Origin of the sequence: Hyphococcus sp., assembly GCF_965267305.1 — a bacterium.
Taxonomy (GTDB): Bacteria; Pseudomonadota; Alphaproteobacteria; order Caulobacterales; family Parvularculaceae; genus Hyphococcus.
On sequence record NZ_OZ253945.1, the window covers coordinates 588,852 to 612,524 of the forward strand.

General features: G+C 58.1%; 15 protein-coding genes and 1 tRNA gene. 12 read left to right on the forward strand and 4 right to left on the reverse strand.

What is annotated here, in order from left to right:
• The first annotated feature begins 35 nt into the window (after positions 1 to 35).
• Positions 36 to 2,597, forward strand: coding sequence for a zinc-dependent metalloprotease (locus ACQY5P_RS02785; RefSeq protein ID WP_428409325.1), 2,562 nt, complete (start codon positions 36 to 38; stop codon positions 2,595 to 2,597).
• Here ACQY5P_RS02785 and ACQY5P_RS02790 read toward each other — a convergent pair.
• Positions 2,594 to 3,103 carry a GNAT family N-acetyltransferase gene (locus ACQY5P_RS02790; RefSeq protein WP_428409326.1) on the reverse strand — a complete coding sequence of 170 codons (510 nt, stop codon included), beginning with the start codon at positions 3,101 to 3,103 and terminating at the stop codon, positions 2,594 to 2,596. The genes ACQY5P_RS02785 and ACQY5P_RS02790 overlap by 4 nt on opposite strands.
• On the reverse strand, positions 3,100 to 4,047 hold the full coding sequence (locus ACQY5P_RS02795; protein ID WP_428409327.1) for an isopenicillin N synthase family dioxygenase: 948 nt from the start codon (positions 4,045 to 4,047) through the stop codon (positions 3,100 to 3,102). The genes ACQY5P_RS02790 and ACQY5P_RS02795 overlap by 4 nt, the downstream gene beginning before the upstream one ends.
• Here ACQY5P_RS02795 and ACQY5P_RS02800 point away from each other — a divergent pair.
• The 4 genes from ACQY5P_RS02800 to ACQY5P_RS02815 all read left to right on the forward strand — a co-directional run bounded on the left by ACQY5P_RS02800 (position 4,046) and on the right by ACQY5P_RS02815 (position 10,564).
• Complete coding sequence (locus tag ACQY5P_RS02800; protein ID WP_428409328.1) at positions 4,046 to 4,951, forward strand: VIT1/CCC1 transporter family protein; 906 nt, start codon at positions 4,046 to 4,048, stop codon at positions 4,949 to 4,951. The two genes, ACQY5P_RS02795 and ACQY5P_RS02800, sit on opposite strands and share 2 nt — an antisense overlap.
• 25 nt (positions 4,952 to 4,976) lie before the next feature.
• On the forward strand, positions 4,977 to 6,464 hold the full coding sequence (gene amaB / locus ACQY5P_RS02805) for an L-piperidine-6-carboxylate dehydrogenase (protein WP_428409329.1): 1,488 nt from the start codon (positions 4,977 to 4,979) through the stop codon (positions 6,462 to 6,464).
• A 272-nt stretch (positions 6,465 to 6,736) separates the two neighbouring features.
• Positions 6,737 to 9,280, forward strand: a complete 2,544-nt coding sequence (locus ACQY5P_RS02810) for a TonB-dependent receptor (protein ID WP_428409330.1) — start codon at positions 6,737 to 6,739, stop codon at positions 9,278 to 9,280.
• Positions 9,281 to 9,529: 249 nt separating this feature from the next.
• Positions 9,530 to 10,564, forward strand: a complete 1,035-nt coding sequence (locus ACQY5P_RS02815; RefSeq protein WP_428409331.1) for a GGDEF domain-containing protein — start codon at positions 9,530 to 9,532, stop codon at positions 10,562 to 10,564.
• A 31-nt stretch (positions 10,565 to 10,595) separates the two neighbouring features.
• Here the strand turns inward: ACQY5P_RS02815 and ACQY5P_RS02820 are convergent.
• Positions 10,596 to 10,685, reverse strand: a tRNA-Ser gene (locus ACQY5P_RS02820).
• Positions 10,686 to 10,833: 148 nt separating this feature from the next.
• Between ACQY5P_RS02820 and ACQY5P_RS02825 the strand changes: the two genes are divergently transcribed.
• The 7 genes from ACQY5P_RS02825 (at position 10,834) to ACQY5P_RS02855 (ending at position 17,556) form a co-directional block, all read left to right on the forward strand.
• A complete protein-coding gene (locus ACQY5P_RS02825) occupies positions 10,834 to 11,835 on the forward strand; it encodes a septal ring lytic transglycosylase RlpA family protein (protein ID WP_428409332.1) in 1,002 nt (333 codons plus the stop codon).
• Positions 11,836 to 11,916: 81 nt separating this feature from the next.
• Complete coding sequence (locus ACQY5P_RS02830) at positions 11,917 to 13,095, forward strand: D-alanyl-D-alanine carboxypeptidase family protein (protein WP_428409333.1); 1,179 nt, start codon at positions 11,917 to 11,919, stop codon at positions 13,093 to 13,095.
• A 6-nt stretch (positions 13,096 to 13,101) separates the two neighbouring features.
• Entirely contained in the window at positions 13,102 to 13,752 is a 651-nt protein-coding gene (gene tmk / locus ACQY5P_RS02835; protein ID WP_428409334.1) for a dTMP kinase, read from the forward strand.
• Positions 13,753 to 13,809: 57 nt separating this feature from the next.
• Complete coding sequence (locus ACQY5P_RS02840; protein WP_428409335.1) at positions 13,810 to 14,832, forward strand: DNA polymerase III subunit delta'; 1,023 nt, start codon at positions 13,810 to 13,812, stop codon at positions 14,830 to 14,832.
• Positions 14,833 to 14,837: 5 nt separating this feature from the next.
• A complete protein-coding gene (locus tag ACQY5P_RS02845; RefSeq protein ID WP_428409336.1) occupies positions 14,838 to 15,629 on the forward strand; it encodes a TatD family hydrolase in 792 nt (263 codons plus the stop codon).
• The gene (locus ACQY5P_RS02850) at positions 15,626 to 16,468 is read left to right on the forward strand and encodes an MBL fold metallo-hydrolase (RefSeq protein ID WP_428409337.1); all 843 of its coding nucleotides are present in this window, start codon (positions 15,626 to 15,628) and stop codon (positions 16,466 to 16,468) included. Before ACQY5P_RS02845 ends, ACQY5P_RS02850 begins: the two co-directional genes overlap by 4 nt.
• A gap of 251 nt (positions 16,469 to 16,719) precedes the next feature.
• Entirely contained in the window at positions 16,720 to 17,556 is an 837-nt protein-coding gene (locus ACQY5P_RS02855) for a helix-turn-helix domain-containing protein (protein WP_428409338.1), read from the forward strand.
• Positions 17,557 to 17,864: 308 nt separating this feature from the next.
• Here the strand turns inward: ACQY5P_RS02855 and ACQY5P_RS02860 are convergent, their stop codons facing one another.
• A complete protein-coding gene (locus ACQY5P_RS02860) occupies positions 17,865 to 23,582 on the reverse strand; it encodes a PA14 domain-containing protein (protein WP_428409339.1) in 5,718 nt (1,905 codons plus the stop codon).
• Positions 23,583 to 23,673 lie beyond the last annotated feature (91 nt).

Below are 23,673 nucleotides of genomic sequence, written 5' to 3' on the forward strand. Positions count from 1 at the left end.
GCAGCTTCGCGACGTCAGCCCCGAAAGGAAGCCTCATGCGTCTTATTCTTCTGTTCCTTGCCTCGTCTTTGATAGCCGCCGCCTGCGCGCGTGACGGCGCCGGGGAAGGGGCGCCGCGCACCAGCGATCAGGAGGCGCGTGAGGAAACCGCGACCGCGCCAAGGGACGTCTGGGTCGACGAGAGCGTCAAGGATTTCACGCGCAAAGACGGCTTCCTGACGCTCTTCGCCGATGAGAAAGGCGCGAAGGTATTCGCCGTGTTTCCGCCAGCGGATGAAGACGGGGTCACGCTGCGCGCCATTCATGCGGCGGGACTGACGTCAGGCCTTGGCTCCAATCCTGTCGGTCTTGATCGTGGCTTATTCGACAGCGGCTCGCTGATCGCCTTCCGCCGCGTCGGCGACAAGATCATCGCAGAACAGGAGAACTGGACCTACCGCGCGACTTCCGACAATCCGCTGGAGCAAAAGGCCGTGCGCGAATCCTTCGCACGGTCTTTCCTGTGGGCGGGCGAGGTGAGCGCCACGGGGCCCGGGGGCGAAAGCCTCGTGGACATTTCAAGCTTCATCACCCGCGACTCCCTTGGCGTCATCGCGGCCCTGAAAGATCATCCGAAGGGCGGATCGTTTTCCGTCGCCGAAGACAGGACATTCCCTGATGCGGCGAATGCGCTCGCCTTTCCCAATAATGTCGAGTTCGACGCCTATCTGACGCTTGTCAGCGACGCGCCCGGCGACGAAGTGCGCGCGACTGCGGCGGACGGGCGCGCGGTCACCATGGTGTTGCATCATTCGCTGGTGCGGCTCCCCGACGACGGCTACACGCCGCGGCCCTTCGACGTTCGCTCCGGCGCGATCGACATTCCCTATTACGATTTTTCGGCGCCGCTCGCGGAACCGATCCAGAAAGCCTTCGCGCGGCGCTTCCGGCTGGAAAAAGAAGACCCTTCGGCCGCCAAAAGTCCGGCGAAAGATCCCATTGTCTTTTATGTGGACGCCGGAGCGCCGCCGGAAATTCGCGACGCCCTGATCGAAGGCGCGTCCTGGTGGGCGGAAGCTTATGAAGCTGCGGGCTTTGAAAACGCTTTCCGTGTCGAGCCCCTGCCGGAAGGCGCGCATCCCCGCGACATCCGCTACAACATCATTTCATGGACCCATCGCCAGACCCGCGGCTGGTCCTATGGCGGCGGCGTCTCCGACCCGCGCACAGGCGAAATGATCAAAGGCAGCGTCATTCTCGGCTCGCAGCGTGTGCGTCAGGACCGGATGATCTTCGAAGGCCTTGCCGGCGCGCAGAATTCAGGCAAGGGGGGTCCCGACGATCCGGTGACGATTGCGCTCGCCCGCATCCGGCAATTGTCAGCCCATGAAGTCGGCCACGCCCTCGGCTTTGCGCATAATTTTGCGGCGTCGACCAATGATCGCGCCTCGGTCATGGATTACCCGGCGCCGCTGGTGACGGTCGGCGATGACGGGTCGCTCGACTTTTCCGAAGCTTATGACACCGGCATCGGCGAGTGGGACAAGTTCGCCGCCACCTGGCTCTATGCGCAATTTGCGCCGGGAACCGACGAAGCCGCAGCGCTCAACAAGATCATCGCGGACGGATATGGTTCGGGTCTGCGCTTCGTCGCCGACAGCGAAGGCCGCTCCATTGCGACCGGCAATCCCTACGGCAGCGTCTGGGACAATGGCGGCGATCCGGTTCAAGCATTGCGCGACACAATGGACGTGCGCGCGATCGCGCTATCCAGTTTCGGCGAGAACACAATCACGCCGGGGACGCCCATGGCGAAACTGCGCGAAGTGATCGTGCCGATCTATCTCTATCACCGCTATCAGGTCGAGGCTGCAGCGAAGCTCGTCGGAGGTTACGACTTCGCCTACAAGACAAAGGGCGATGCGCTGAGCAACGGATCGGTGGTCTCCAATGAAAAACAGCGCGACGCGCTCGCCGCGCTTGTCGATACGCTCGATCCGTCGGCGCTCGTCATTCCGACATCCGTTCTCGATCAGATGACGGCGCCGATGGGCGCCTTTAACGGGAACAATGGCGGCGAAGTCTTTGAATCCGACGCGCATCCCATGTTCGATCTCGCGAGCGCCGCTGACGCCGCGGCGAGCATCACCATTAACGCGCTGTTGAACCCGGCCCGCGCCGCCCGGCTTGAGGAGCAGCACCGACGCAATGCGTCTGCACTCAGTTTCGGCGATGTCTTGAACGCCATCGATACGAAAGTTTTTGCCGCGGCGGGCGCGAACGAACAAATGCTCGCCGATGTGATTCAGGACAGGTTTGTGTCCTCTCTCATTTCCTTGTCGCTTGATGAGGCGGCGGCGCCCTCTGTGCGGGCGCAGGCGGAAGCGAAACTCCGCGCCATCGGCAACCGCCTGGAGCCGTCGCTGTTCAGCGGCGCCAATGCGCGCGAGCACAATGCGTGGCTGCGCGAGCGGATCGAGGCGCATCTGAACCGTCCGGCGGCGGCGGTTTCCGTCTCCATGCCGGCGACGGAAATTCCGCCCGGCAGTCCGATTGGCGGCGCGGGAGGAGCAAGCATGATGGAGACATGCTGGCATTGCGAAGGCATGAACGACTAAAGCGCCTTCTTCATCGTAATCCGCGGTTTGCCGGCATAGCCTGACTGCGCTTCTTCCGCCTGAACCGCGGCAAGGTCCAACTCGCCGCCGCCCGGCGCATATTCCGCATAGCCCAGAGAACGGTAAAACGGCGCGTTCCATGCAACATCCCGAAAGGTCGTCAGCGTGATAGCGTCAAAGCCTCGCTCTCGCGCCCAATCCTCGCCTGCTTCAATTAAGGCCCGGCCGATTCCGCGCCTTTGGAACCGTTCGGCGATGGATATTTCTGTTAAATGCGCGTGGCGGTCGACAACCCATAACAGAATGAAGCCTGCGGCTTCGCCATCAGTTTCGGCGATGAATATGGCGCCGCCCTCAAGACCGCGTTCATGTTCTTCGTGAGTACGCACTGGGCCGTCTGCGCAGAAATCGTAACCGACGGCGCGAAAGGCCTGCGCCGCATCCCGCTCAAGCGATTGCATCAGGGGAATGTCCGCCGCTGATGCAGGCCGGATCGTCACTATCATCCGGCGAGGCCGATTTCTTTTAGCCGCTGTTTCAAGAAATCATCCGCCGTGATGTCCGGATATTTGGCGCCGTCGCCTTTGCAACTGTCGAGGCAGGACAGCATGGCGCTCGAATGGGGATGCATGAAAAACGGCATTGAGTAACGCGACTCGTTTGTCGCCCCTTCAGGATTGACCACACGATGTGTCGTCGCGGGAATGACGTCGTTGCAAACCCGCGCCAGCATGTCGCCTGCGTCGACGATCAGATTGTCAGGATCGGTTTCCACCGGCAGCCATTTGCCCTCGCGGTCAAGTAACTGAAGCCCGGCGCCGTTCGCTGCGACGAGAATGGTGATGAGATTGATGTCTTCATGGGCGGCGGCGCGGATCGATCCCGGATCGACGCCCTCCGGCACCGGCGGATAGTGAAGCAGGCGCAAAATCGAATTGCCATTCGTCGCCATTTTCCGGAAGAAGTCGCGCGGGACATCAAGCGAGGGCGCCAGCGCCTCAAGCATGACGAGACCGGCTTCTTCAAGCGCATCGTAAAGTTCGAGAAACGTATCGCGGAAACTTTGCGGCTTGTCCGGCCACATATTGGAGGGATAAATTTTCTCGAGCTCCGACCCCGGCTCGAACTCTCGGCCCACATGCCAGAATTCCTTAAGGTCCGGATGATTGGAATCTTTGGCATGTTCGCGTCCGAAAGGGGTGTAGCCGCGCTGCCCGTCCTTACGGAAAAATTGATTCTTATAGTCTTCGGGCAGGGCGAAAAACTCTGCGCTTTTGTCGTAGGCGCGCTTCAGCAAATCGTGGCTGACTTTGTGATCTTTCAGAATAATGAAGCCGAAATATTTGAAGCCCTCATAGAGCGCTTCCTCGAATTCCCGGCGCGCCGCCAGATCTCCGTCCGTATAGGCTTTGAGGCTCAGTTCCGGCACACGGTCGTATTTACGCGTCATGGCGCATTCTCCGGGAAAACATCTCGATCTCGTGGCGGTTTACGCCCTCGCCGACCGGGTGGCAATGGTGCAGAAAATCGCAGGATGCCTGCCCGAAACCGCCATTGCGACAAGGCGATTGACGGCGATTTGCAGCGCGTTTCATAAGCTCTTCATGAACCTTTCATCACGCGATCCCATGATCGCACATAGTCATGATCCGCAGGACATCGCCGAGCGCCTGAAAAAGGGGCCGCAGGTCACTTATTTGCGGGACTGGGTGCTTGGCGGGATTGACGGCGCCGTCACTACATTCGCAGTGGTCGCCGGCGTCTCGGGCGCTGAACTGTCGACGAAAATCATTCTTATTCTCGGGGCGGCCAACCTTCTCGCCGACGGCTTTTCCATGGCCGCGGGAAATTATTCCGGCGTCAAGGCGGAACGCGACGACTATCGTCGCCTCCGGGAAACCGAGCTGCGCCACATTGCGCTGTCGCCCGAAGGCGAGCGCGAAGAAATACGTCAGATTTTCGCTGCGAAGGGTTTCGAGGGGGAAGACCTCAAGCGTGCAGTCGATATCGTCACGAAACATGAAGAACGCTGGGTCGAAGTGATGATCGAAGAGGAATACGGCGCCCCGAAGGCGAACAAGTCCCCTTTCGCCGCCGGCGCGGCGACCTTCGCCGCTTTCGTAATTTGCGGCGCCGTGCCGTTGCTGCCGTTTCTCTTCGGGGCCGGCGCAAGCGCGCTGTTGAGCGCTATCATTATGACAGGCGCCGTATTCTTTGGCATCGGCGCCTTGAAATCGAAATGGTCGACCGCTCCATGGTGGAGTTCCGGGCTTGAAACCTTTCTAATTGGCATGACTGCTGCCGGTGCAGCCTATTTGACCGGCGCGTTACTGAAACAATGGGTCGGCGTGTAGGACGCGAGCCAAAGGAGCTAGTCTCATGAATATATCCGACATCATGGATCGCCTTGGCGTCGAAGAACGTCATTACACGCGCGGCGATCTCTCTGTGACAACGCCAATTGACGGTTCCGAACTCGCACAGGTTGCGATCGATGACGAGGCGGTGATCGGAGAAAAGATTGCGCAAGCGCAGGAAGCCTTTCTCAAATGGCGAAGCGTTCCGGCGCCGCGCCGCGGCGAGCTTGTGCGCGTCTTTGGCGAGGAACTGCGCAAGCACAAGGACGACCTCGGACGGCTCGTTACGATCGAATGCGGCAAGATCCTCTCGGAAGGGTTGGGCGAAGTTCAGGAGATGATCGACATCTGCGATTTCGCGGTCGGCCTGTCGCGCCAGCTCTACGGTCTCACCATCGCCTCGGAGCGCCCCGGGCATCATATGCGCGAGAGCTGGCATCCCCTCGGGCCCGTAGGGATCATATCCGCCTTCAATTTTCCGGTGGCGGTGTGGTCCTGGAACGCCGCTCTGGCGTTCGTCTGCGGCGACAGTTGCATTTGGAAACCGTCGGAAAAAACGCCGCTTACTGCTCTGGCGGTGCAGTCTCTGTTCGAAAAGGCGGCCTACCGCTTCGGAGAGGCGCCGCGCCATCTCAGCCAGGTTGTGATTGGAGAGCGAGCAGCGGGCGAGCAAATCGTCGACGACCCGCGCATCGCGCTTGTGTCGGCGACGGGCTCCACGCGCATGGGCCGTGAAGTGGGCCCTCGCGTCGCAAAACGCTTCGGCCGCTCGCTACTGGAGCTTGGCGGCAACAATGCAGGCATTGTCGCGCCTTCAGCCGATCTTGATCTTGCGCTTCGAGCGGTCTGTTTCGCCGCTGCAGGAACCGCCGGCCAGCGCTGCACCAGCCTGCGCCGTTTATTTATTCATGGCAGCATCTATGACGCGTTCCTGCCGCGTCTTAAGTCAGCCTACGCCTCATTGCCTGTCGGGGATCCTTTGAAAGATGGCGTCCTTGTGGGACCGCTGATTGACAAAGGCGCATTCGACAGAATGCATTACGCGCTCGACCGGGCGAAGGCGCAGGGCGGCCACATTACAGGCGGCGAACACATAGGCGAGAAAGGCTGGTATGTGCGTCCCGCCATTGCCGAACTCAACATGCATGAAGGCATCGTCCTTGAAGAAGCCTTCGCGCCTATTCTTTATGTCCTGCGCTATGAAAATCTGCATGACGCCATTGCGTTGCAAAATTCTGTCCCGCAAGGACTATCGTCCTGCATATTTACGCGGGATGTTCTGGAGGCGGAGCAATTCCTTTCCGCTACGGGATCAGACTGCGGCATCGCCAATGTGAATATCGGCCCCTCCGGCGCAGAGATTGGCGGCGCGTTTGGCGGCGAGAAGGAAACCGGCGGCGGACGAGAAAGCGGTTCCGACGCTTGGAAGGCGTATATGCGCCGTCAGACGCAAACCATTAATTATTCGGCTGCGCTGCCGCTCGCTCAGGGCGTCAAGTTCGATATTTAATTGCTGCGCCGCACGCATGCGTTCAGCCGAAGTGTGGCGTGTATAGGTAAAACAAATCGCGATTTCATTTTTTCCTGTTACCAAAAATAATAGCATAATCTGTCTAATTAAAAGTTGATACCGTTATTGAAGCCTGTCGTTGCCAGACTGCAACAACGCCCCCGTGATCGGCGATAAAATGCGAAATTATGCCTTTGATAATGGCGATTTATGTTATCGCTAAGAAAAAAAATAGAAACTGATTCACATAGCGTAGTTCATGGGAGGAACGGATGGACAGTCGCAAAACGGCTATAAGAACACTTGCACGCGCAAGCGTGTCGCTCGCAGCGCTTTCGAGCGTTGCAGGAACGGCGGCGCTTGCCCAAACCGACGAAATCGTGGTCACGGCGCAATTCCGCGAACAGAATTTGCAGGACGCGCCGCTCGCCATTACGGCGGTTACGGGCGACATGCTTGAGCGCCGCAGTCAGACGGAGCTTTCTCAGATCGCTCGACAGGCGCCGAACGTGACCTTGGCGGGCCAGAACCAGGAATATGGTTCGGCGATGATCGCCTATATCCGCGGCATCGGGCAGAACGACCCGAACTTCGCTGTCGAGCCGGGCGTCGGCATCTATATCGACGACGTTTATCTGCCGACTCTGACCGGCTCGCTGCTCGATCTCATGGATGTGGACCGGGTGGAAATCCTGCGCGGTCCGCAAGGCACGCTGGCCGGCCGGAACTCCATCGGCGGCGCGATCAAGCTTTATTCCGAGAAACCGCAGGGCGACAACTCCGGCTCTTTCCAAGTGACTTACGGGTCTTATGACCGGATCGATATCCGCGGCATCTATGATGTGCCGATTACGGAAACCCTCGCTATGCGCGTCTCCGGTGTCAGCAAAAACGAAACGGGTTATATCAAGCGCCTCGACTATGCATTGACACACCCAGGCACCAATGTGCCGACGCAGGCGACTGGCGAAGATCCTGTTCTCGGCCGTGATGGCGGCGTCGCCATTGCAGGCGGTAAAATCGCTCTGCGCTGGCGGCCAACCGACAATGTCGACATCAATTTGAGCGGCGACTACACGCGCGAACGTAATGATGCTGGCGTGTCGACCTTGCTCTACGCGAACGCCGACGGCGCCTTGAATAACGACCCTTCGCGGCCGTGGCTCCGTGGCACCGACGGTCAGGCCATTCCTTATAACTGTATGTTCGTCGCTTCGGGACCCAACAGCTGCGATACGCTGACCGGCTATGACGGGCGCTACGTCACTTATGCGACCTTCAACAATTTGTACCCGGGCGATTCGCAGTTTCCATACACGCCCCTTGCGCTCGATCCGCACCGCGATATGGACAATTACGGCGCTGCGCTGACGATGGATATCGGGCTCAGCGAAAACCTGTCCTTGTTCTCGGTCACAGCGTACCGGAAATACAAGACCGACTGGTCTTACGACGTAGACGGATCGCCGCTGGCGCCGAACCTTCTGAACCAGACGCAAACCAACGAGCAGTGGAGCCAAGAGATTCGTCTCAATGGCCAGCTGTTTGACGATTTCGTCGACTTTACGGTTGGCGGTTTCTACTTCGATACGGACAGCTTCTACACTGGCCGTATCAATATCGCCTATGCGGAACTGGACTTCATTCACGGCCCTGACCCGACACCGTCGACCAACAAGGCGGTTTTCGCGAACGTGACCTTGAACCTGTCTGATGATCTGCACCTGACAGGCGGCGTCCGAAATTCCTGGGATAAGAAAGAATACCTCTATCGCCGCCGGAATCCCGATCTCACGCCGGTGGAAGGCCCCTGTAATTTCTTCCTCGGCGCACCGACAGCCGGCCCCGTCGACATCGGCAACCAGCCGAACTGTCTCCTCTTCGGCGTCGACGGCACGACGGCGACATTCAAGAACAGTCAGCTCGACTGGCGCGTTGCGCTCGACTACCGGTTCAATGAAGCGCTGATGGTCTACGGCCAGGTCGCAACCGGCTATCGCGCGGGCGGCTTTAACGCCCGTCCGTTCTTCCCGAGCCAGGCGACGCCGCATGTGCCGGAAACGATCACCTCCTACGAGCTCGGTTTCAAATCCGACCTGTTTGATGACAAACTTCGCTTGAACCTAGCGGGCTTCTACTTCCCGTATGACAATATCGTCCTGAACTCGACGTTCTGCGCGGACCTTCCCCCGGGGCAACAGGCTCCGTGCTTGCGTCCAAGCAACGTCGGCTCGGCTAAGGTGAAAGGCTTCGAGGCTGAAGCGACTTTCTATCCTATTCCGGAAATCAGCATCGACGCTTCGCTGAGCTATCTCGACTTCCAATATAAGGAAATCGACCCGAATGCCGGCACCGGCGTCGCTCTCGGAGACATCACCCCTTACACGCCGGAGTGGCAGTACAGCATCGGCGTACAGTATGACATCGAAAATGTCTGGGGCGGCGATTTGAGCTTCCGGTTTGACGGCTCCTATCAGTCCGAAATCTTTACCGAAGCGGGCAACGTTCGCGAACTTCTCGTACCGAATGACGTTGTTCCGGGATCGCCCGGTTTTGAGAGCTTCGGCCTTCCGGGAGGTGGCGGACCGATCGATGTTCTGGTTGCGGACAACCTCATCGAAGGTTACTTCCTCGGCAACGCCCGCATTATGTGGAACTCCGCAGATGACAATTGGGGTCTTGCTTTTGAAATCCAAAACCTCTTCGACGAATATTACCTGACGACAAAGGTGAACGATGCCGCCGCTGTGGGCCATGTTTATGGCTCGCCGGGCAAGCCGCGCACCTTTGCGGTGACGCTGCGCCGCAACTTCTAGTCTGAAAACTGGCGGCCGCGTACTGGCCGTTAATCCCTCCAAACGCCGCATCAGCAATGATGCGGCGTTTTCCGTGTGTCGTTCGTAAGCTCAGGCTGTCTCGCTGCTGCTTAAAGACAGAACATTACAAATTACTGATTTTTGTGAGGTTTCATGCGCGAGCACACCGGCTCTTCCAGCGCCAGCCCCAAGGCTTAGAACTCGTTTACCAATACATGATAGTGGATTGATCAGCTCAAAGGGGGAGCGATGAAGACCGCGACCGATATTTCGCAAAAGGCGTTAAGCCGACTGAGTGCCTGGAATCTAGACCCGACGCCTGAGGCCTACGCCGTTCTTTATGCGCATTATGATGGCGCGAATGCGGAGCTGTCGGAAACGATCGAAACACGCTTCTCCGATGAAACCCCGCCCAGCGCCAAGCAGCTTGAGCGGCTTTACGCCAGATTTTTTAGCCCTGAACCTAGCCACACTCAAAAGCTCGATAAGCTTGCCAACGCGCTCGTAAACCAGTCATCGGGACTGCAAGGGCTTGCGCATGCCTTAAGCTCATCTGCACACACATTCGGCGTGGAAGTGCAGACGCAGGCAGGCGACGCTATTGGCGTTTCCACGTCTGGCGGGGATGTCCAGGACATTGTGGGCCGCTTGCTTGAGCTCACAAAAAAAACTGTAGAACAGAACAAGGTCCTTGAAGGCAAGCTGGACGCCGCAGTGGAAAATATCGGCGAACTGCACGACACGCTGAAGCGCGCGGAAGAAAGCGCTCAGACGGACTTCTTAACGAAGCTTGCAAACCGGCGGAAGCTCGACACTTTTCTTACCCGGCTGATGGAAGACGCCATGCTGGAGAAACAGGCGTTTTCCATCATTGTCGGCGACATCGATTTTTTCAAAGTGTTCAACGACACCTATGGTCACAAAGTCGGCGATCAGGTGCTTGCGCTTGTGGCCAGCATTATAAAAGGCAATATCAAAGGAAAAGATCTCGCTGCGCGTTATGGCGGCGAAGAATTCGTCATCGCCCTTCCCAATACGACGCTGATGCAGGCTGCTGAGGTTGCCGAAGACATTCGAGCGGAGATCGCCAATCGTCCGCTTGCGCTCAGAAAGTCGAATAAGGAGATCGGCAATGTCACCATCTCTTTTGGCGTTGCAGAATGGTTCTTAGGTCAATCTATGGAAGCGCTTTTTGAGTCTGCTGACGCAGCGCTCTATGAAGCGAAAAGGGCCGGCCGGAACAGAGTTGTCCGTGCCGCGAACCATTTGAGAGAGATCGCCTGAGGTTTTATCCGGCGACGAAAAACAAACTCCGTGGCGGAGGGGGTGGGATTCGAACCCACGGAACGCTCGCACGCTCAACGGTTTTCAAGACCGCCGCAATCGACCACTCTGCCACCCCTCCGGGAGTAGCGGTGTTGTCGTCTACATTGCTGAGCTGATGGATGCAACTGACGGGCAAACTAGGTTAATAAGGCGTTAACCCTCGAAGGCTATTGCCGGGGCTGCTTCACGAAGCGGCGGGCCGCCGCGTACAACCAGTACTTTCCGCTATGACCCATTCGGCCTCTTTCGTTTTCAGGATCGCCGTCCTAATCCTGCTGGCGCTCCTCGCCGCCTGCTCAACGACCTCGCGGCCTTCGGCGGGGCGGGGGACCGATCCCCATTACAAGGTCGGCAAACCCTATCAGGTGAAGGGCAAGTGGTATTACCCCGCCGAGGACCCGTCTTATTCAAAGGTCGGCGTCGCCTCCTGGTACGGAGAGCAGTTTCACGGACGCCTTACCGCCAATGGCGAGATTTTCGACATGAACCGGCTGTCGGCGGCGCATACGACGCTGCCGCTGCCATCCATGGTCGAAGTGACGAACCTTGAGAACGGGCGCTCCGTCGTCGTTAGGCTGAACGATAGGGGGCCTTTTGTCGGCGACCGGATCATCGATATGTCGCGGGAGGCGGCGCGTGAGCTCGGCTTCGAGCAACAGGGAACGGCGCGCGTGCGCGTGCGCTACGCGGGCCCGGCGCCGCTGACCGCCGAAGCGCCAAGAACATCGCCGCGTCCCGAGCGCATCGCCCGCGCCGCGCCTGTGCGGCAGGAAACCATCCGGCCAGGCGTCGATCCGGATTGCGACCCGATCTCTGAGCTTCTCACCAGCATGGAAAGCGCGCCGGCGCTGACGCCCGGCGCTGAAGAGGTCGCCATCGCGGAGGCGGAGGAGGGGGGTGAAGCGGAGATCCCCGCCGCCGACCTCTCGACTCCCGATCCGGAAGACGCGCGCCTCGTTCACCCGTCAGCGAGCGCCCAGCAGCCCGCGGAAGCGATCTATCTGATCCGCATCGCCGCCCTTTCGCGCCTCGACAATATCGACGCGCTCCGCGCCCAGCTCGGCGACATCGGAACTCTGCGCATGTCGCGCGTTGAGACCGAGGCGGGCAGCGTATTTTACCGGGTCAATCTGGGCCCGTTTTCCTCTATTGAAACCGCCGCAGAAAAGTTGGAAGCAGTGCGCGGAGCGGGTTATGCTGATGCTTCCCTGGTCACACTGACTCCGTAAGCTCGGCGTCATGAGCAATATAGATCAAGGGGTTAGCGCCCAGAGCCGGAACATCGCCTGAACAGGTTTAGGAGACGCGTTTTGAAGTTTTCTCATATTATCGCCGCACTCGCCATGATCGCCGTAAGTCTCGGCCAGTCTTCAGGACAAGACCAGCCGCCGCTGACGACGCCTGCGGAATATGCGCTGATCATGGATTATCGCACCGGCGAGATCCTCTATGAGAAGAATGCGCGCACGCCGACCGCCCCGGCTTCCATGTCGAAGCTGATGACCGTCGCCATCGTTTTCGAGCGGCTCAAAAACGGCTCTTTGCAGCTCACAGACAAGTTCGACGTCAGCGAAAAAGCCTGGCGGGAGCGCGAAGGCTCCTCCATGTGGGTGCGGGTCGGCGACAGCATTCCCGTGCTCGATATCCTGCGCGGCATCATTGTGCAGTCCGGCAATGACGCCTGCATTGTCGTCGCTGAAAATATCTCCGGCTCCGAAGAAGCCTTTGTTCAACTGATGAACCAGAAGGCCCATGAGTGGGGGCTCAACGATTCCACCTTCGGCAACCCGCATGGAAAGCCAGACCCTAACCACAAAATGAGCATGCGCGACCTTGCAGTGCTGACGCGCAAGATGATTTCGGAATATGGCGAGTACTACGCTCTTTTTGCGGAGCGCGAATTCACCTGGGAAAAAATCCAGCAATCGAACCGCAATCCCATTCTCGATATGGTCGAGGGCGCAGACGGCCTTAAAACCGGACACACCGAAGAGTCAGGTTACGGCCTTGTGGGGTCGGCGGCGCAGAATGGCGAACGCCGTATTGTTGTCGTCAACGGGCTGTCCTCGGAGCGTGAACGCGCTACGGAATCCGCCCGGCTGATGCGTCTCGCCTTCAATGACTTTTCAACGAAAACTTTTTTCGAGCCGGGCGATATTGTCGGGGATGCGGAAGTTTTCAAAGGCAAGCAGCCGACCGTTCCGCTGATCGCGCACGAACCAGTGAAACTTATCCTCCACCGTTCGCTCATTGACGGAGCAAAAGCGACCATCGTTTATGAAGGTCCTGTATCCGCGCCGATAAAAGAAAACCAGCAGATCGGTTATCTGCGCGTAGAAGCCCCTGGCGGCGGTCCGGCCCGTGAATATGCGCTCTATGCCGGCCGTGAGGTCAAGGAAACCGGCATCTGGGGCAAGATCGGCCTTGCGGCCCAAAAACTCCTCGCAAAACCTTCGCATGAAACCGCGGAAACTGCGTCGGCGGAGTAGACGCATATGACGGCTTCTTCCGCCGGCGCATTCATCAGCTTCGAGGGCGGCGACGGCGCCGGTAAATCGACGCAGATCAAACTGCTTGCTGATGCGATACGCGATGCAGGCAGGGAAGTGGTGACAACCCGCGAACCCGGCGGATCGCCCGGCGCCGAAGCCATCCGCAAGCTTTTGCTGGAAGGGTCGGCTGACAAATGGTCGCCGGTGACGGAGGCGCTGCTCATGTCTGCGGCGCGCGCCGACCATTTGGAGCGCATCATTCAACCCGCGCTGGCTCGCGGCGCCGTTGTCATCACGGACCGGTTCGCCGACTCTACGATGGCGTATCAGGGTCTTGCCGGGGCCCTCGGCGAAAAAACCGTCATTGCGCTATACGATCTCGTTGTAGGGAACCGCGGACCGGACCTCACGCTCATCCTCGATCTGCCCATTGAGGAAGGATTGAAACGCGCCGGCGCGACAGGCGGTCAGGAACAGCGCTTTGAATCTAAAGGCGCCGCCTATCAGGAGAAAGTTCGCGAGGCTTTTCTTGAAATCGCCCGGCGCGAGCCCGACCGTTGCTTTGTTGTGGATGCCTCTGGAAGCGCAGAAAAGGTAGCCGCGCGCATCCGGAATATCGTGGAAAAAAAGCTTCCGGCGCTCTTCAACGCCTGAGCCCGGACAATTCCTCAGCACCTTCCCTCGGCGCCTCAAAACGCCTAGGTAAACCATATGGAAGAAGAGTTGATCCCGCCGCGATCCCGCACCGACCAGATCGGCCGCGACGCCCTCGAGCGCCAATTGCGCGCCGCCATAGGCGAGGGGGCGCTGACCCATGGCTGGATCCTGGCGGGACCGGAAGGCTCCGGCAAAGCAACCCTCGCCTACCGCATCGCCCGCGCGCTGCTCGATCCTTCGTCGCTGACCGATGATACGAGCCTCAATATGCCGGAAACCGCAAAAGTCTTCCGCCACATTGCAGCCGGTGCGCACCCAGACCTTTTTGTCGCCGAACGGCTGTATGATGAAAAGAAAGACCGGCATCAATCTGAAATTACTGTCGAAACCATACGGAAACTGACAAGCTTTCTGAGCCGAACCGCATCTGGCGGAGGCGCGCGCGTCGCCATCGTCGATACGGCGGACGACATGAACAGGAATGCAGCGAACGCGCTCCTGAAAGCGCTTGAGGAGCCGCCGGAGGGAGCGACGTTGCTGCTTTTATCGGCGGCCCCGGGAAGATTGCTGCCGACGATCCGGTCACGCTGCCGCCGCATTGACCTTGCGCCTGTTGCGGATGACGAGATCGTGCAATTGCTTCGCACGGAAGGCGCCAGCCCCGGGAACGCAAAAAACATTGCCGATCATGCCCGCGGGCGGCCGGGCTACGCGCTGATGCTGGCGGCGGGCGAGGGGGCGGAGGCGATCTCGTTGGCGCAAGCCTTTCTGCAGACTGCTCAAAGAGGCGGGGATCTTTCCCGGATCATTGCCGGCGTTGCGGGCAAAGCGGGCGATGCGCGCTGGCCGATCTTTCGCGACACCCTCATCGCCAGCCTCAGCGACGCTTCGCGGGCAGCGGCGACGCATGACGCCGCGCAAGGATTTGAGGGCGCCGATGCAGGCGATCTCTTAAACGCCTGGCAGGCTGTGACGGCGCTCGCCGGGCGGGGCGAGGCGCTCAATCTCGACAGGGCTCAATTGCTCGAGGCCATCGCATACGACCTGCGCGCCGCGCTGAAGCGAAGGGCCGCCTGACGCTCATGTTTGTAGACAGTCACGTTAATCTGCATTCGGATAAATATGCGGAGGACCTTGAAGCGGTTATAGCGCGGGCGCGCGAAGCTGGCGTCGACGCTATGCTGACCATTTCCGACCAATTGTCATCGACAGACGCAATCGCCGCCATAGCGGCGAAAGACCCGCTCATATGGCGCAGCGTCGGCGTTCATCCGCATTTCGCCAAGGATTATTCTGACCTGCCGGCTAAAACATTGATCGCCATGGCGGCCGATGAAGATGTGGTCGGCATCGGCGAATGCGGTCTCGATTTCTATTACGAATATTCAGACCGCGACGTGCAGGAACCGGTTTTCCGCGCTCACATCCGAGCGTCGCGCGAGACCGGCCTGCCGCTCATCATTCATACGCGCGACGCCGACGAAATCATGACGGAGTTGCTTGAAAACGAGCACAGGGAAGGGGCGTTCACCCCCCTGCTCCATTGTTATACAGGGGGGCCGCAGCTTGCCGAAGCCGCGCTAAGACTAGGCGGCTATATTTCCTTTTCCGGGATCATCACCTTCAAAAACGCCGCTGATGTGCGCGCTATTGCGGAGGCGACGCCGCTCGACCGGCTCATCATCGAGACCGATTGCCCGTATCTGGCGCCCGTACCCATGCGGGGACGGCGCAATGAACCGTCTTATGTGGTTCACGTCGCGGAAAAGCTTGCAGAAATCAAAGGCGTCACAACCGATGAAATCGAAAAGGCGACCACAGACAATTTCTTCCGCCTGTTTTCAAAGGCGCGCGATCCGCGCAAAGCGTCATGACCGGAAAACTGCGCGTCACCATTCTCGGCTGCGGTTCTTCCGGCGGCGTCCCGCGCTTCGGCGGGCCCGATGGAACAGGGGACTGGGGCGCCTGCGACCCTGGAGAGCCCAAAAACCGCCGCACACGCTGTTCAATCCTTGTCCAGCGCGAGCATCCTGAGTTCGGTTTCGCCCATGACAAGGTGACATCCGTTCTGGTGGATACGTCACCGGATATGCGTGAGCAGTTGCTGGCGGCTAAATGTTCGCGGCTCGATGCGGTTCTTTTTACCCATGACCACGCGGATCAGAGCCACGGCATCGACGATCTGCGCGTGTTCGCCCTGCAAATGCAGCGGCGCATGCCAGTCTATATAGATGACGCAACGGGCGGGGCGATTACCGACCGGTTTTGGTACTGCTTCGAGCAGGCGCCCGGAAGCTATTACCCGCCGATCCTTGAAAAAAGAGACATGCCGCCCTGCGGCGAGACCTTCTGCATCGACGGGCCGTCAGGACCCATACCAGTGACAGCGTTCCTGCAATATCATGGCGGGGTCAATTCGCTCGGATTCAGGTTCGGCGACATCGCCTATTCGAGCGATGTTGTCGGTCTGCCCGAAGAAAGCTTCGCGGTCTTATCCGGTGTTAAGGCGTGGATTGTAGACGCCCTGCAATATCGTCCCCACAAGACGCATGCGCATCTCGATCTGGCCCTTGAGTGGCTCGAACGGGTGCGTCCGGGGCGGGGAATTTTGACCAACCTGCATGTCCATATGGATTATCGGACACTGGCGGAGAAGCTGCCCGAATGGGTTGAGCCCGCCTTTGACGGCATGATCGTCGTGGGAGAGGCGTGATAATCACTCCCAACTTTCCGCCGAGCGCTTGCCCGTATTCCAACAAAAACAATGGGCTAGCGTCATTATTTGCGTTGAATACATGGCAGGTTTCCGGAAAGTCTGCTAGGATCAATTGAGTTGCTTGCAGGCGTAAACCGGACAACAGGCGCCTTGTGAGGAATAAGGCGCTTATCCCGTAGTTTGGCCGCAATACGGGCGCAAAATAAGGTTGTGTAGCAGGTGGTTGGGTAGTTTGGGCGACGAAGGCGATGGCGCTTGAATATTATATGCCGCGGGCTGATCTTCGGGATTACGTTCGCGCCTATTATTTGTTCTCTACAGATCACAGAACAATTCAGCCGCTATGCGCGGAAATGGGCAATATTCGCGTCGTTCTGAATGGCGGCGGCGTTATGCACATGCCCGATGGCCGCAAGCAGCACACGACATCGGCGTTTCTTTTAGGCCCGACATTGAGCGCATATTGCCTTGAGGCCGAAGCCGGCACGCGCGCTTTCGGCATCGGCATCCGGCCAAAAGGATGGATTACGCTCTGCGGCGTCAATGCAGAAGAACTCACCGACAAAATTATTGATCTGACGTCTTTCGCAGGCGGGCTTGCGCGGTCAACCATCGACGAAATGCGCAACGCGCGCAGCTTCGATGAGATGTCCGCCGCCGCCGATCGGTTTTTCTCGAACCTTATTATGAGACGAACTGCGCGGCGCACGAGTTCATACCCGGAAGCGCTCGCGCAATGGCTCCTCGACCCGAACGAGCTCGGCATCGATTCTCTGGTCGATATGATGGACGTCTCAAGACGCCAAACCGACCGTATCGCAAAGACATATTTCGGCGCTTCACCGAAATATCTGCAACGCAAATACCGGGCGTTGCGCGCTGCGGACCGGATTCGATCCGGCGACCTCGACTGGATCTCGGCCGCTGGCGGCGCATATTATGACCAATCGCATTTTATCAAGGAATTCAAGACGTTCATCGGCGTAACGCCGAAGCAATTCATTGGAAATCAGGCTCAGCTCATTACTGAAATCCAGTCAAAACGCAGGATTCACGCGCTGCCGATGCCGCTGGCGAGTTTTTGAGCCAAGAAAAACCATCAAGGTGTCCAATATTTCCTATAGCCTCAGGCTATTGGCGGTTATTGTGCGCGCGTTCTAGGGAGAGAACACCGTTTCTGGAGCCTTTTCGCTGGGGGAGAGACCGGCGGTGGAAAAGGCTCCAGGGATTACGGGAGCGCGCCAGCGCCGCCGCCGCGGTGCTGACGCGCTCTCGGCACTTTCTAACACTCAACATCTTGTCCATAATTTGCGACAATATAAATTGTGCAACTTTTATGGGCGGCCTGGCCGAGGGCTTGTCGCTCTCCAGCAGCCTCAAATCCCGGAAACGATTAGTATGTGAGCTGCTCTATTTCGGAGAAATTGAGCACCGATCCGTCACTCAGTGTGATGGCTCCCGCAGCGTCATCGGTGAAAATGACGCTGCCATCCGTGGCGGAGCTGATCGAGCCATGGGTCAACTCGACCGTCCAATCGGTTCCGAACTCACCGAGCGGCGCCGATCCGTCAGCGAGATTGATCACATCGGTCCAGCCAGCACCGCCCGCGACTTGGTCAGAGCCATCGCCCATCTCATAGACAAACACATCGGAACCATCCCCGCCGAACATCACATCGTCGCCGGCGCTGCCGGTAATCGTGTCATTGCCTGCGCCGCCGTAGATGACATCGTCACCCGCGCCGCCAGCCAGGATGTTATCGCCAGTGTCGCCATATAGATGCTGCGAGGCTGTGCTTTCTTCCTGCACATTGATGGTCAGCGTTTCCTGATGTCCCGCGCCATTCTCATCAATCACTTGTATGGTGATTTCGTGAGAAGCCTGGGTTTCATAGTCAAGCGACATTCCGTCCTTGACCTTGAGCTGATCTCCCGAAATCTCAAAAAGACCGGAGGCGTCATCGACGATCGAGAATGACGGCGCGCCATCCGCATCGAGTGCTGACAGGTTGCCGACGACCGCTCCCTCTTCGCCGGAAAGCGGTCCCTCGACGATATCTTCATATTGCGCAGTGATGACGGCGCTGAGCCCGTCAGGCCCGTCATCATCCGGATTGACGATTGTCACTGTGTTGACGCCATCGGTCAGCATTGGCGCGACGAACTCGCCATTGATAATCGTCATGGGCTCATAAACCCCTGACGACGGCGTTCTGGTCGCAAGAATTTCAACGCCGTCGCTGGTCACATTCGCAATCAGCCGCGGCGCCCCATTATCATTGGCAATCCAAGGGGAAGTCATCGCCGTCCCGTCGCCAAATTGCAGAAACGCCTGGTTCGATGCATCATAAACGTTCGATTGTAATTGAACGGTTTGACCCGAAAGGGATTGCCCATTGACGATCAATTCGAAAGAATTGTCGATTGATGCAAACGAGATTGTGATCGCAGCGCTTTCGGCCGCACCAACAGGAAGTTCGACTTGCGCTGTATCGCTGCCGCCTCCGTTTGTAGTGCTGATTTCACCATTGACGATAACTGCATCAGTCAATCGGGCCGATTCCGCAAGCGTTAGAGAAATATCTGTCGCCGTTAGATCCGCGACTTGAACAGTCACTGACAATTGCGTGGTTTCGCCATTGGCGGCGATCGCTTCAACGATGACTTCATGGCTTTGCTGCGCCTCATAGTCGAGCGCTTCGCCGTCTTTCAGCTTGAGCTGCCCGCCTTCGATTTCGAATAGACCGGAAGGATCATCGGCGATTGCGAATTCGGAGATCGCTTCGCCGCTAAGGCGGTCACGGGCGGAGAGCGTGCCCACGACAGCGCCGGACTCATTCTCGGACACAAGAGGCGTTGAGGAACTGCCGCTGTTTTGAACTGTCGCCCCGTTAATGAGTTGAAGATCATCTGCGCCGACAAGATCCTCAATCACGCCGCCATCCTCGGCATTCATCACCCAGTTGTTGATGAGACCGGGCTCGGTATCGGGGTTTTCAATCGCCTCGCCCGCATGGTCAGCGATCTCGGTTTCGCTGCGCGCATAATCGAAAATACGCACTTCGGCGATCTCGCCCTCAAAGACCTGGCCGCTATCAAAGCCGCCTCCTTCGGAATCCTGTTCCTGACCGAAGGATAACGCGCCGCCCGCCTTCAGATCGCGAATGTTGATCGAGGTTTCAAATGCGGAATCGCCGTCGATATAAACCTTGAGCTCATTTGACGCCTGATCCCAACTGACCGAAACTTGATGCTCGTCGCCGTCGAGAAGGGATTCATTGGCGACGCCAGTATCGACTTTCTGACCCGCGAGAAAAACGTTCAGATTTCCGCTCGCGCCCTCCAGGAATAGCAGCACTTCATTGTGCGAACCGTCATTCGCCGCATAGGAAAAAAGCGGCGCGCCATTGCCCACATCGGTCTGATCCGAGGAGAACCGCACTTCTACCGTAAGCGCATCTGTCGGAAAGCTTTCGAGGTTCGACGCAACCGCGGCGGCGTCGCCCTCGCCATCCTGATTGAGGGAAAGGACTTTCACGGCCGAAACTGGATCCAGCGCGAAATCTACCGGGGCCTCGTTTTCATCGGCAACGGAAACCGTAAAGGTCTGTTGCGTTGTTTCCCCATCCGGTCCGGTCGCTTCGACCGCAATTTCGTAAGACGCCTGCGTTTCGTGGTCCAGCGATACGCCGTCTTTTAACTTCAACACATTGCCGTCGATCTCGAAGGCCGCGGAAGGGTCGCTTACAATGGAGAATGTGGTTACCGCCGCACCCGTGTTGGGATCGTCGGCGGAAAGAACCCCGGCGACTGCGCCCGGCCGGTTCTCAAGGACTGTAGGCGTGAGATAGGCTTCTCCGCCGTCTACATGCGCGTCATTCACAAGCTGCAGATTATCAGCGCCGGCTAGGTCTTCGATAAACCCGCCCTCACCCGCATTCATCACCCAGTTGTTGACAAGTCCCGGCTCTGTCTCAGGATCGCCTATCGGAGCGCCAGTATGATTGGTGATCTCAGCTTCGCTGCGCGCATAATCGAAGATGCGCACCTCTGCGATTTCACCTTCAAAAACTTGATTAGTAACAAAACCGCCGCCTTCAGAATCCTGTTCCTGGCCTAAGGAAAGCGTGCCGCCGGATTTCAAATCCCGAATATTGATAGACGTCTCAAAAGCCGTATCGCCATCTATATAGACTTTCAGTTCTTTTGAAGTCTGGTCCCATGTGAATGAAACCTGGTGTTCTTCGCCATCGAGCAGCGAGGCATTGGAGACACCCGTATTGATCTTTTGTCCTGCGAGAAAAATATTCATCTTCCCGCTTGAACCTTCGAGCCAGATCAGTGCTTCATTGTCAGATCCGTCGCTCGCAGCATAAGAAAACAAAGGCGTTCCATCGCCTACATCCGTCTGGTCGGAAGAGAACCGCACTTCGACTGTCAGGGCGTCCGTCGGGAACGCTTCCAGATTTGCGGCGATCGCGGCGTCGTCGACGCCGCCATCTTGATTGAGAGACAAGTGGCCGCCGTGTACGCTCGGCGCTAGCGTGAAATTCACCGGCGCCTCATCCATATTCAGCACCGGGATGTCGAAAGAATAGGCTGTGGCTTCGCCATGTTCGTCAGTGGCGGTGACAGTGACCGAGATTTCTGACTCGGTTTCATAGTTCACTTCGACGCCGTCTTTCAGCTTGAGGATATAGGAATCGCCATCCTCCAGAACTTCAAAGCGTTCGTCGCTGGCGACCAAAGACACCACATCGCCTTCAGCGTCCGAAACCGTAAACCGCGCCGCCACGTCTCCTGCAGCGTTCTCAGTGAGACCCAGCCGGTCCGCATCGTCAAATCCGGGCAGACGGAAAGATTCGCCCCCAATGATTTCCGTGACGCCGCCCGTGTCAGGCCCTGACCACGCCAGTTGCAGGGTCTGGGAGCCCCCATTTTCGAAGTAGCGGACTTCAATCTCGTGCGAGCCTGAGTCTAGGTCCAGCGTCACCGAACGGGTGCGGGTGGAATGCAGACCATCATTGTCAAGCACGGCGACGCCATCGATGAACAGCATGCTGCCGTCATCGCTCGCCATATGGAAGGTGTATGTTCCACCCTCGTCCACCATGAGCTGGCCTTCATATTTGGCCGCAAAATAATCGCGCGGCGCCCCGTCCCAAAAAGCTTCCTGACCACCCATGTAATTCAGGCTTTCGACCACGCCTTCCGCCGTCGGAGCGGCGTCGAAATTTACCTGATCGAGGTCGCTTAAGGAATGACCGACATTGTAATAGGACGCGTGAAGCCCCTCCCCGCCGATAAGCGAGATGGAAGGCGCATGATTTGTGTTTTCGACAGTAATCGGCAAGTTTATCGTGCTGCTCGCGCCGCCAGCATCGGTCACCGTCACGTCGACGTTTAGCGAAGGCTCCCCCTCATAATCAATGCTGACGCCGTCTTTCAACTTTAGATAGGCGCCACCATCTTCCTCGACGACCTCAAAACGATCATCGCTGACGGAGAAGAAATGCGTATCCCCCATATCGGGGTCGCTGACGGAAAGCCTGGCGACAATCACGCCAGCCTCGTCGTCTGCGATGGTCAAGCCATCGACGGATGCGCCATGTTCGAAGGACGAGCCGCCAATAACCTCCGTAACACCGCCCGTGTCCGGTCCAGACCATGCCAGTTGCAGGGTCTGGGAGCCCCCGTTTTCAAAATAGCGGACTTCGATCTCGTGAGGTCCCGCTTCCAGATCCAGCGTCACCGACCGTGTGCGCGTGCTGTGCAAGCCGTCATTGTCGAGGACGGCGACGCCATCGATGAACAGCATGCTGCCGTCATCGCTCGCCATATCGAAGGTATAGGTTCCGCCTTCTTCAACGAGCAGCCGTCCTTCATATTTAGCCGCAAAATAATCGCTGGGCGCGCCATCCCAAAAGGCCTGGCCGCCGGTCATATAATTGAGACTGTCGACAACGCCTTCTACCGTTGGCGCAACGTTGAAGTTCACCTGATCGAGGTCGCTTAAGGCATGGCCAATATTATAATAGGACGCACGAAGGCCCGACTGAGGAACCACGTCGACGACAGGCGCTTCATTGACGTTGGCAACGTCAATTGTGACTGTCTCTTCATAAGATGCGCCGGCGCCGTCGGTTACACGCAGGGTGACGTCATGCGCCGTCTGCGTTTCAAAGTCGAACGCTGCGCCGTCTTTGAGCTTCAAAACATCTCCGGCAAGCTCAAACAGTCCTGACGGGTCATAGACAATAGAGAAAACCGCCAGATCGCCGGCATCGGGATCAACAGCCGACAGGTCGGCGACAAAGGCGCCGCCGACATTCTCGAATACCGGCCCGCCACTCAGAACAATGTCTACCGGAGCGTTATTCTCCGCCGGCTCTTCAACGACAGGATCGTCGCCGTCCCTGTCACCAGAGTCGCCGCCCTCGCTTACAGGATCCTGCCCCCCTTCGCCGGAGACGTCTTGCGGCGGGGTTTGCGGCTCAGGCGTATCTGAATCGTCATTTCCAGCTCCGGGATTATCGCCATTGTCGCCGCCCTGCCCGGCGCCTTCATCATCGTCAGACGGGCGCGTTTGGATAGCGCCGCCGAAAGATGAATTCTGAATGCCCTCAAGGGGGCCGACTGAGGATAGTGCGGCGTCCGGCGCCAGAATCCGGGACGGGGTTTGGGAGAGCGCGCTGACCTCAAACGCTTCTCCCTCCGTCGTCTCTTCTGGCGACCCTTGATTCATGGGCCTATACGATTGAACCTGAGACTCTAGCTCGTTAAGCGGTGTTGCGCGCGTTGACGCCGGCGCACGTTCTTCATTGGCGTAATCCGTATCCCCGGCGCTCGAGGCGACAGCTTCGGCAACTGTTGCACCTTGCCTTGTTCCGTCGATAAAACCGTCTGGCGCCTCAAGGTTTTGTTCACCAAAATGAAGATTTGCATAATCACCGGCATTATCGTCGGAGCCAGAAGACTCTTCATCGCCGTTTCGCGCCTTCTTCAAGGCTTCACGGTCTCGCTCTAACGCAACGTCTTGCGCAAGCCTCTCTTCGTCATTGTCATTATGGGAGCTCTTGGAACCTTCGGCGCCGGGCTGATCTTTAGCCATCGCAGTACTCAATATGCAACTCTACAGATGAAAGCATATGGAGCGACGCTTAATCGGAAACTTATTATCTTGGTTAACAGACGGAAAAGAT

Coding starts and splice junctions, on each gene's coding strand:
- amaB (WP_428409329.1), top strand. CDS start 4,977: ATGAATATATCCGACATCATGGATCGCCTTGGCGTCGAAGAACGTCAT.
- ACQY5P_RS02790 (WP_428409326.1), bottom strand. CDS start 3,103: ATGATAGTGACGATCCGGCCTGCATCAGCGGCGGACATTCCCCTGATG.
- ACQY5P_RS02840 (WP_428409335.1), top strand. CDS start 13,810: ATGGAAGAAGAGTTGATCCCGCCGCGATCCCGCACCGACCAGATCGGC.
- ACQY5P_RS02815 (WP_428409331.1), top strand. CDS start 9,530: ATGAAGACCGCGACCGATATTTCGCAAAAGGCGTTAAGCCGACTGAGT.
- ACQY5P_RS02855 (WP_428409338.1), top strand. CDS start 16,720: ATGGCGCTTGAATATTATATGCCGCGGGCTGATCTTCGGGATTACGTT.
- ACQY5P_RS02825 (WP_428409332.1), top strand. CDS start 10,834: ATGACCCATTCGGCCTCTTTCGTTTTCAGGATCGCCGTCCTAATCCTG.
- ACQY5P_RS02845 (WP_428409336.1), top strand. CDS start 14,838: ATGTTTGTAGACAGTCACGTTAATCTGCATTCGGATAAATATGCGGAG.
- ACQY5P_RS02810 (WP_428409330.1), top strand. CDS start 6,737: ATGGACAGTCGCAAAACGGCTATAAGAACACTTGCACGCGCAAGCGTG.
- ACQY5P_RS02785 (WP_428409325.1), top strand. CDS start 36: ATGCGTCTTATTCTTCTGTTCCTTGCCTCGTCTTTGATAGCCGCCGCC.
- ACQY5P_RS02795 (WP_428409327.1), bottom strand. CDS start 4,047: ATGACGCGTAAATACGACCGTGTGCCGGAACTGAGCCTCAAAGCCTAT.
- ACQY5P_RS02800 (WP_428409328.1), top strand. CDS start 4,046: ATGGCGCATTCTCCGGGAAAACATCTCGATCTCGTGGCGGTTTACGCC.
- ACQY5P_RS02850 (WP_428409337.1), top strand. CDS start 15,626: ATGACCGGAAAACTGCGCGTCACCATTCTCGGCTGCGGTTCTTCCGGC.
- ACQY5P_RS02860 (WP_428409339.1), bottom strand. CDS start 23,582: ATGGCTAAAGATCAGCCCGGCGCCGAAGGTTCCAAGAGCTCCCATAAT.
- tmk (WP_428409334.1), top strand. CDS start 13,102: ATGACGGCTTCTTCCGCCGGCGCATTCATCAGCTTCGAGGGCGGCGAC.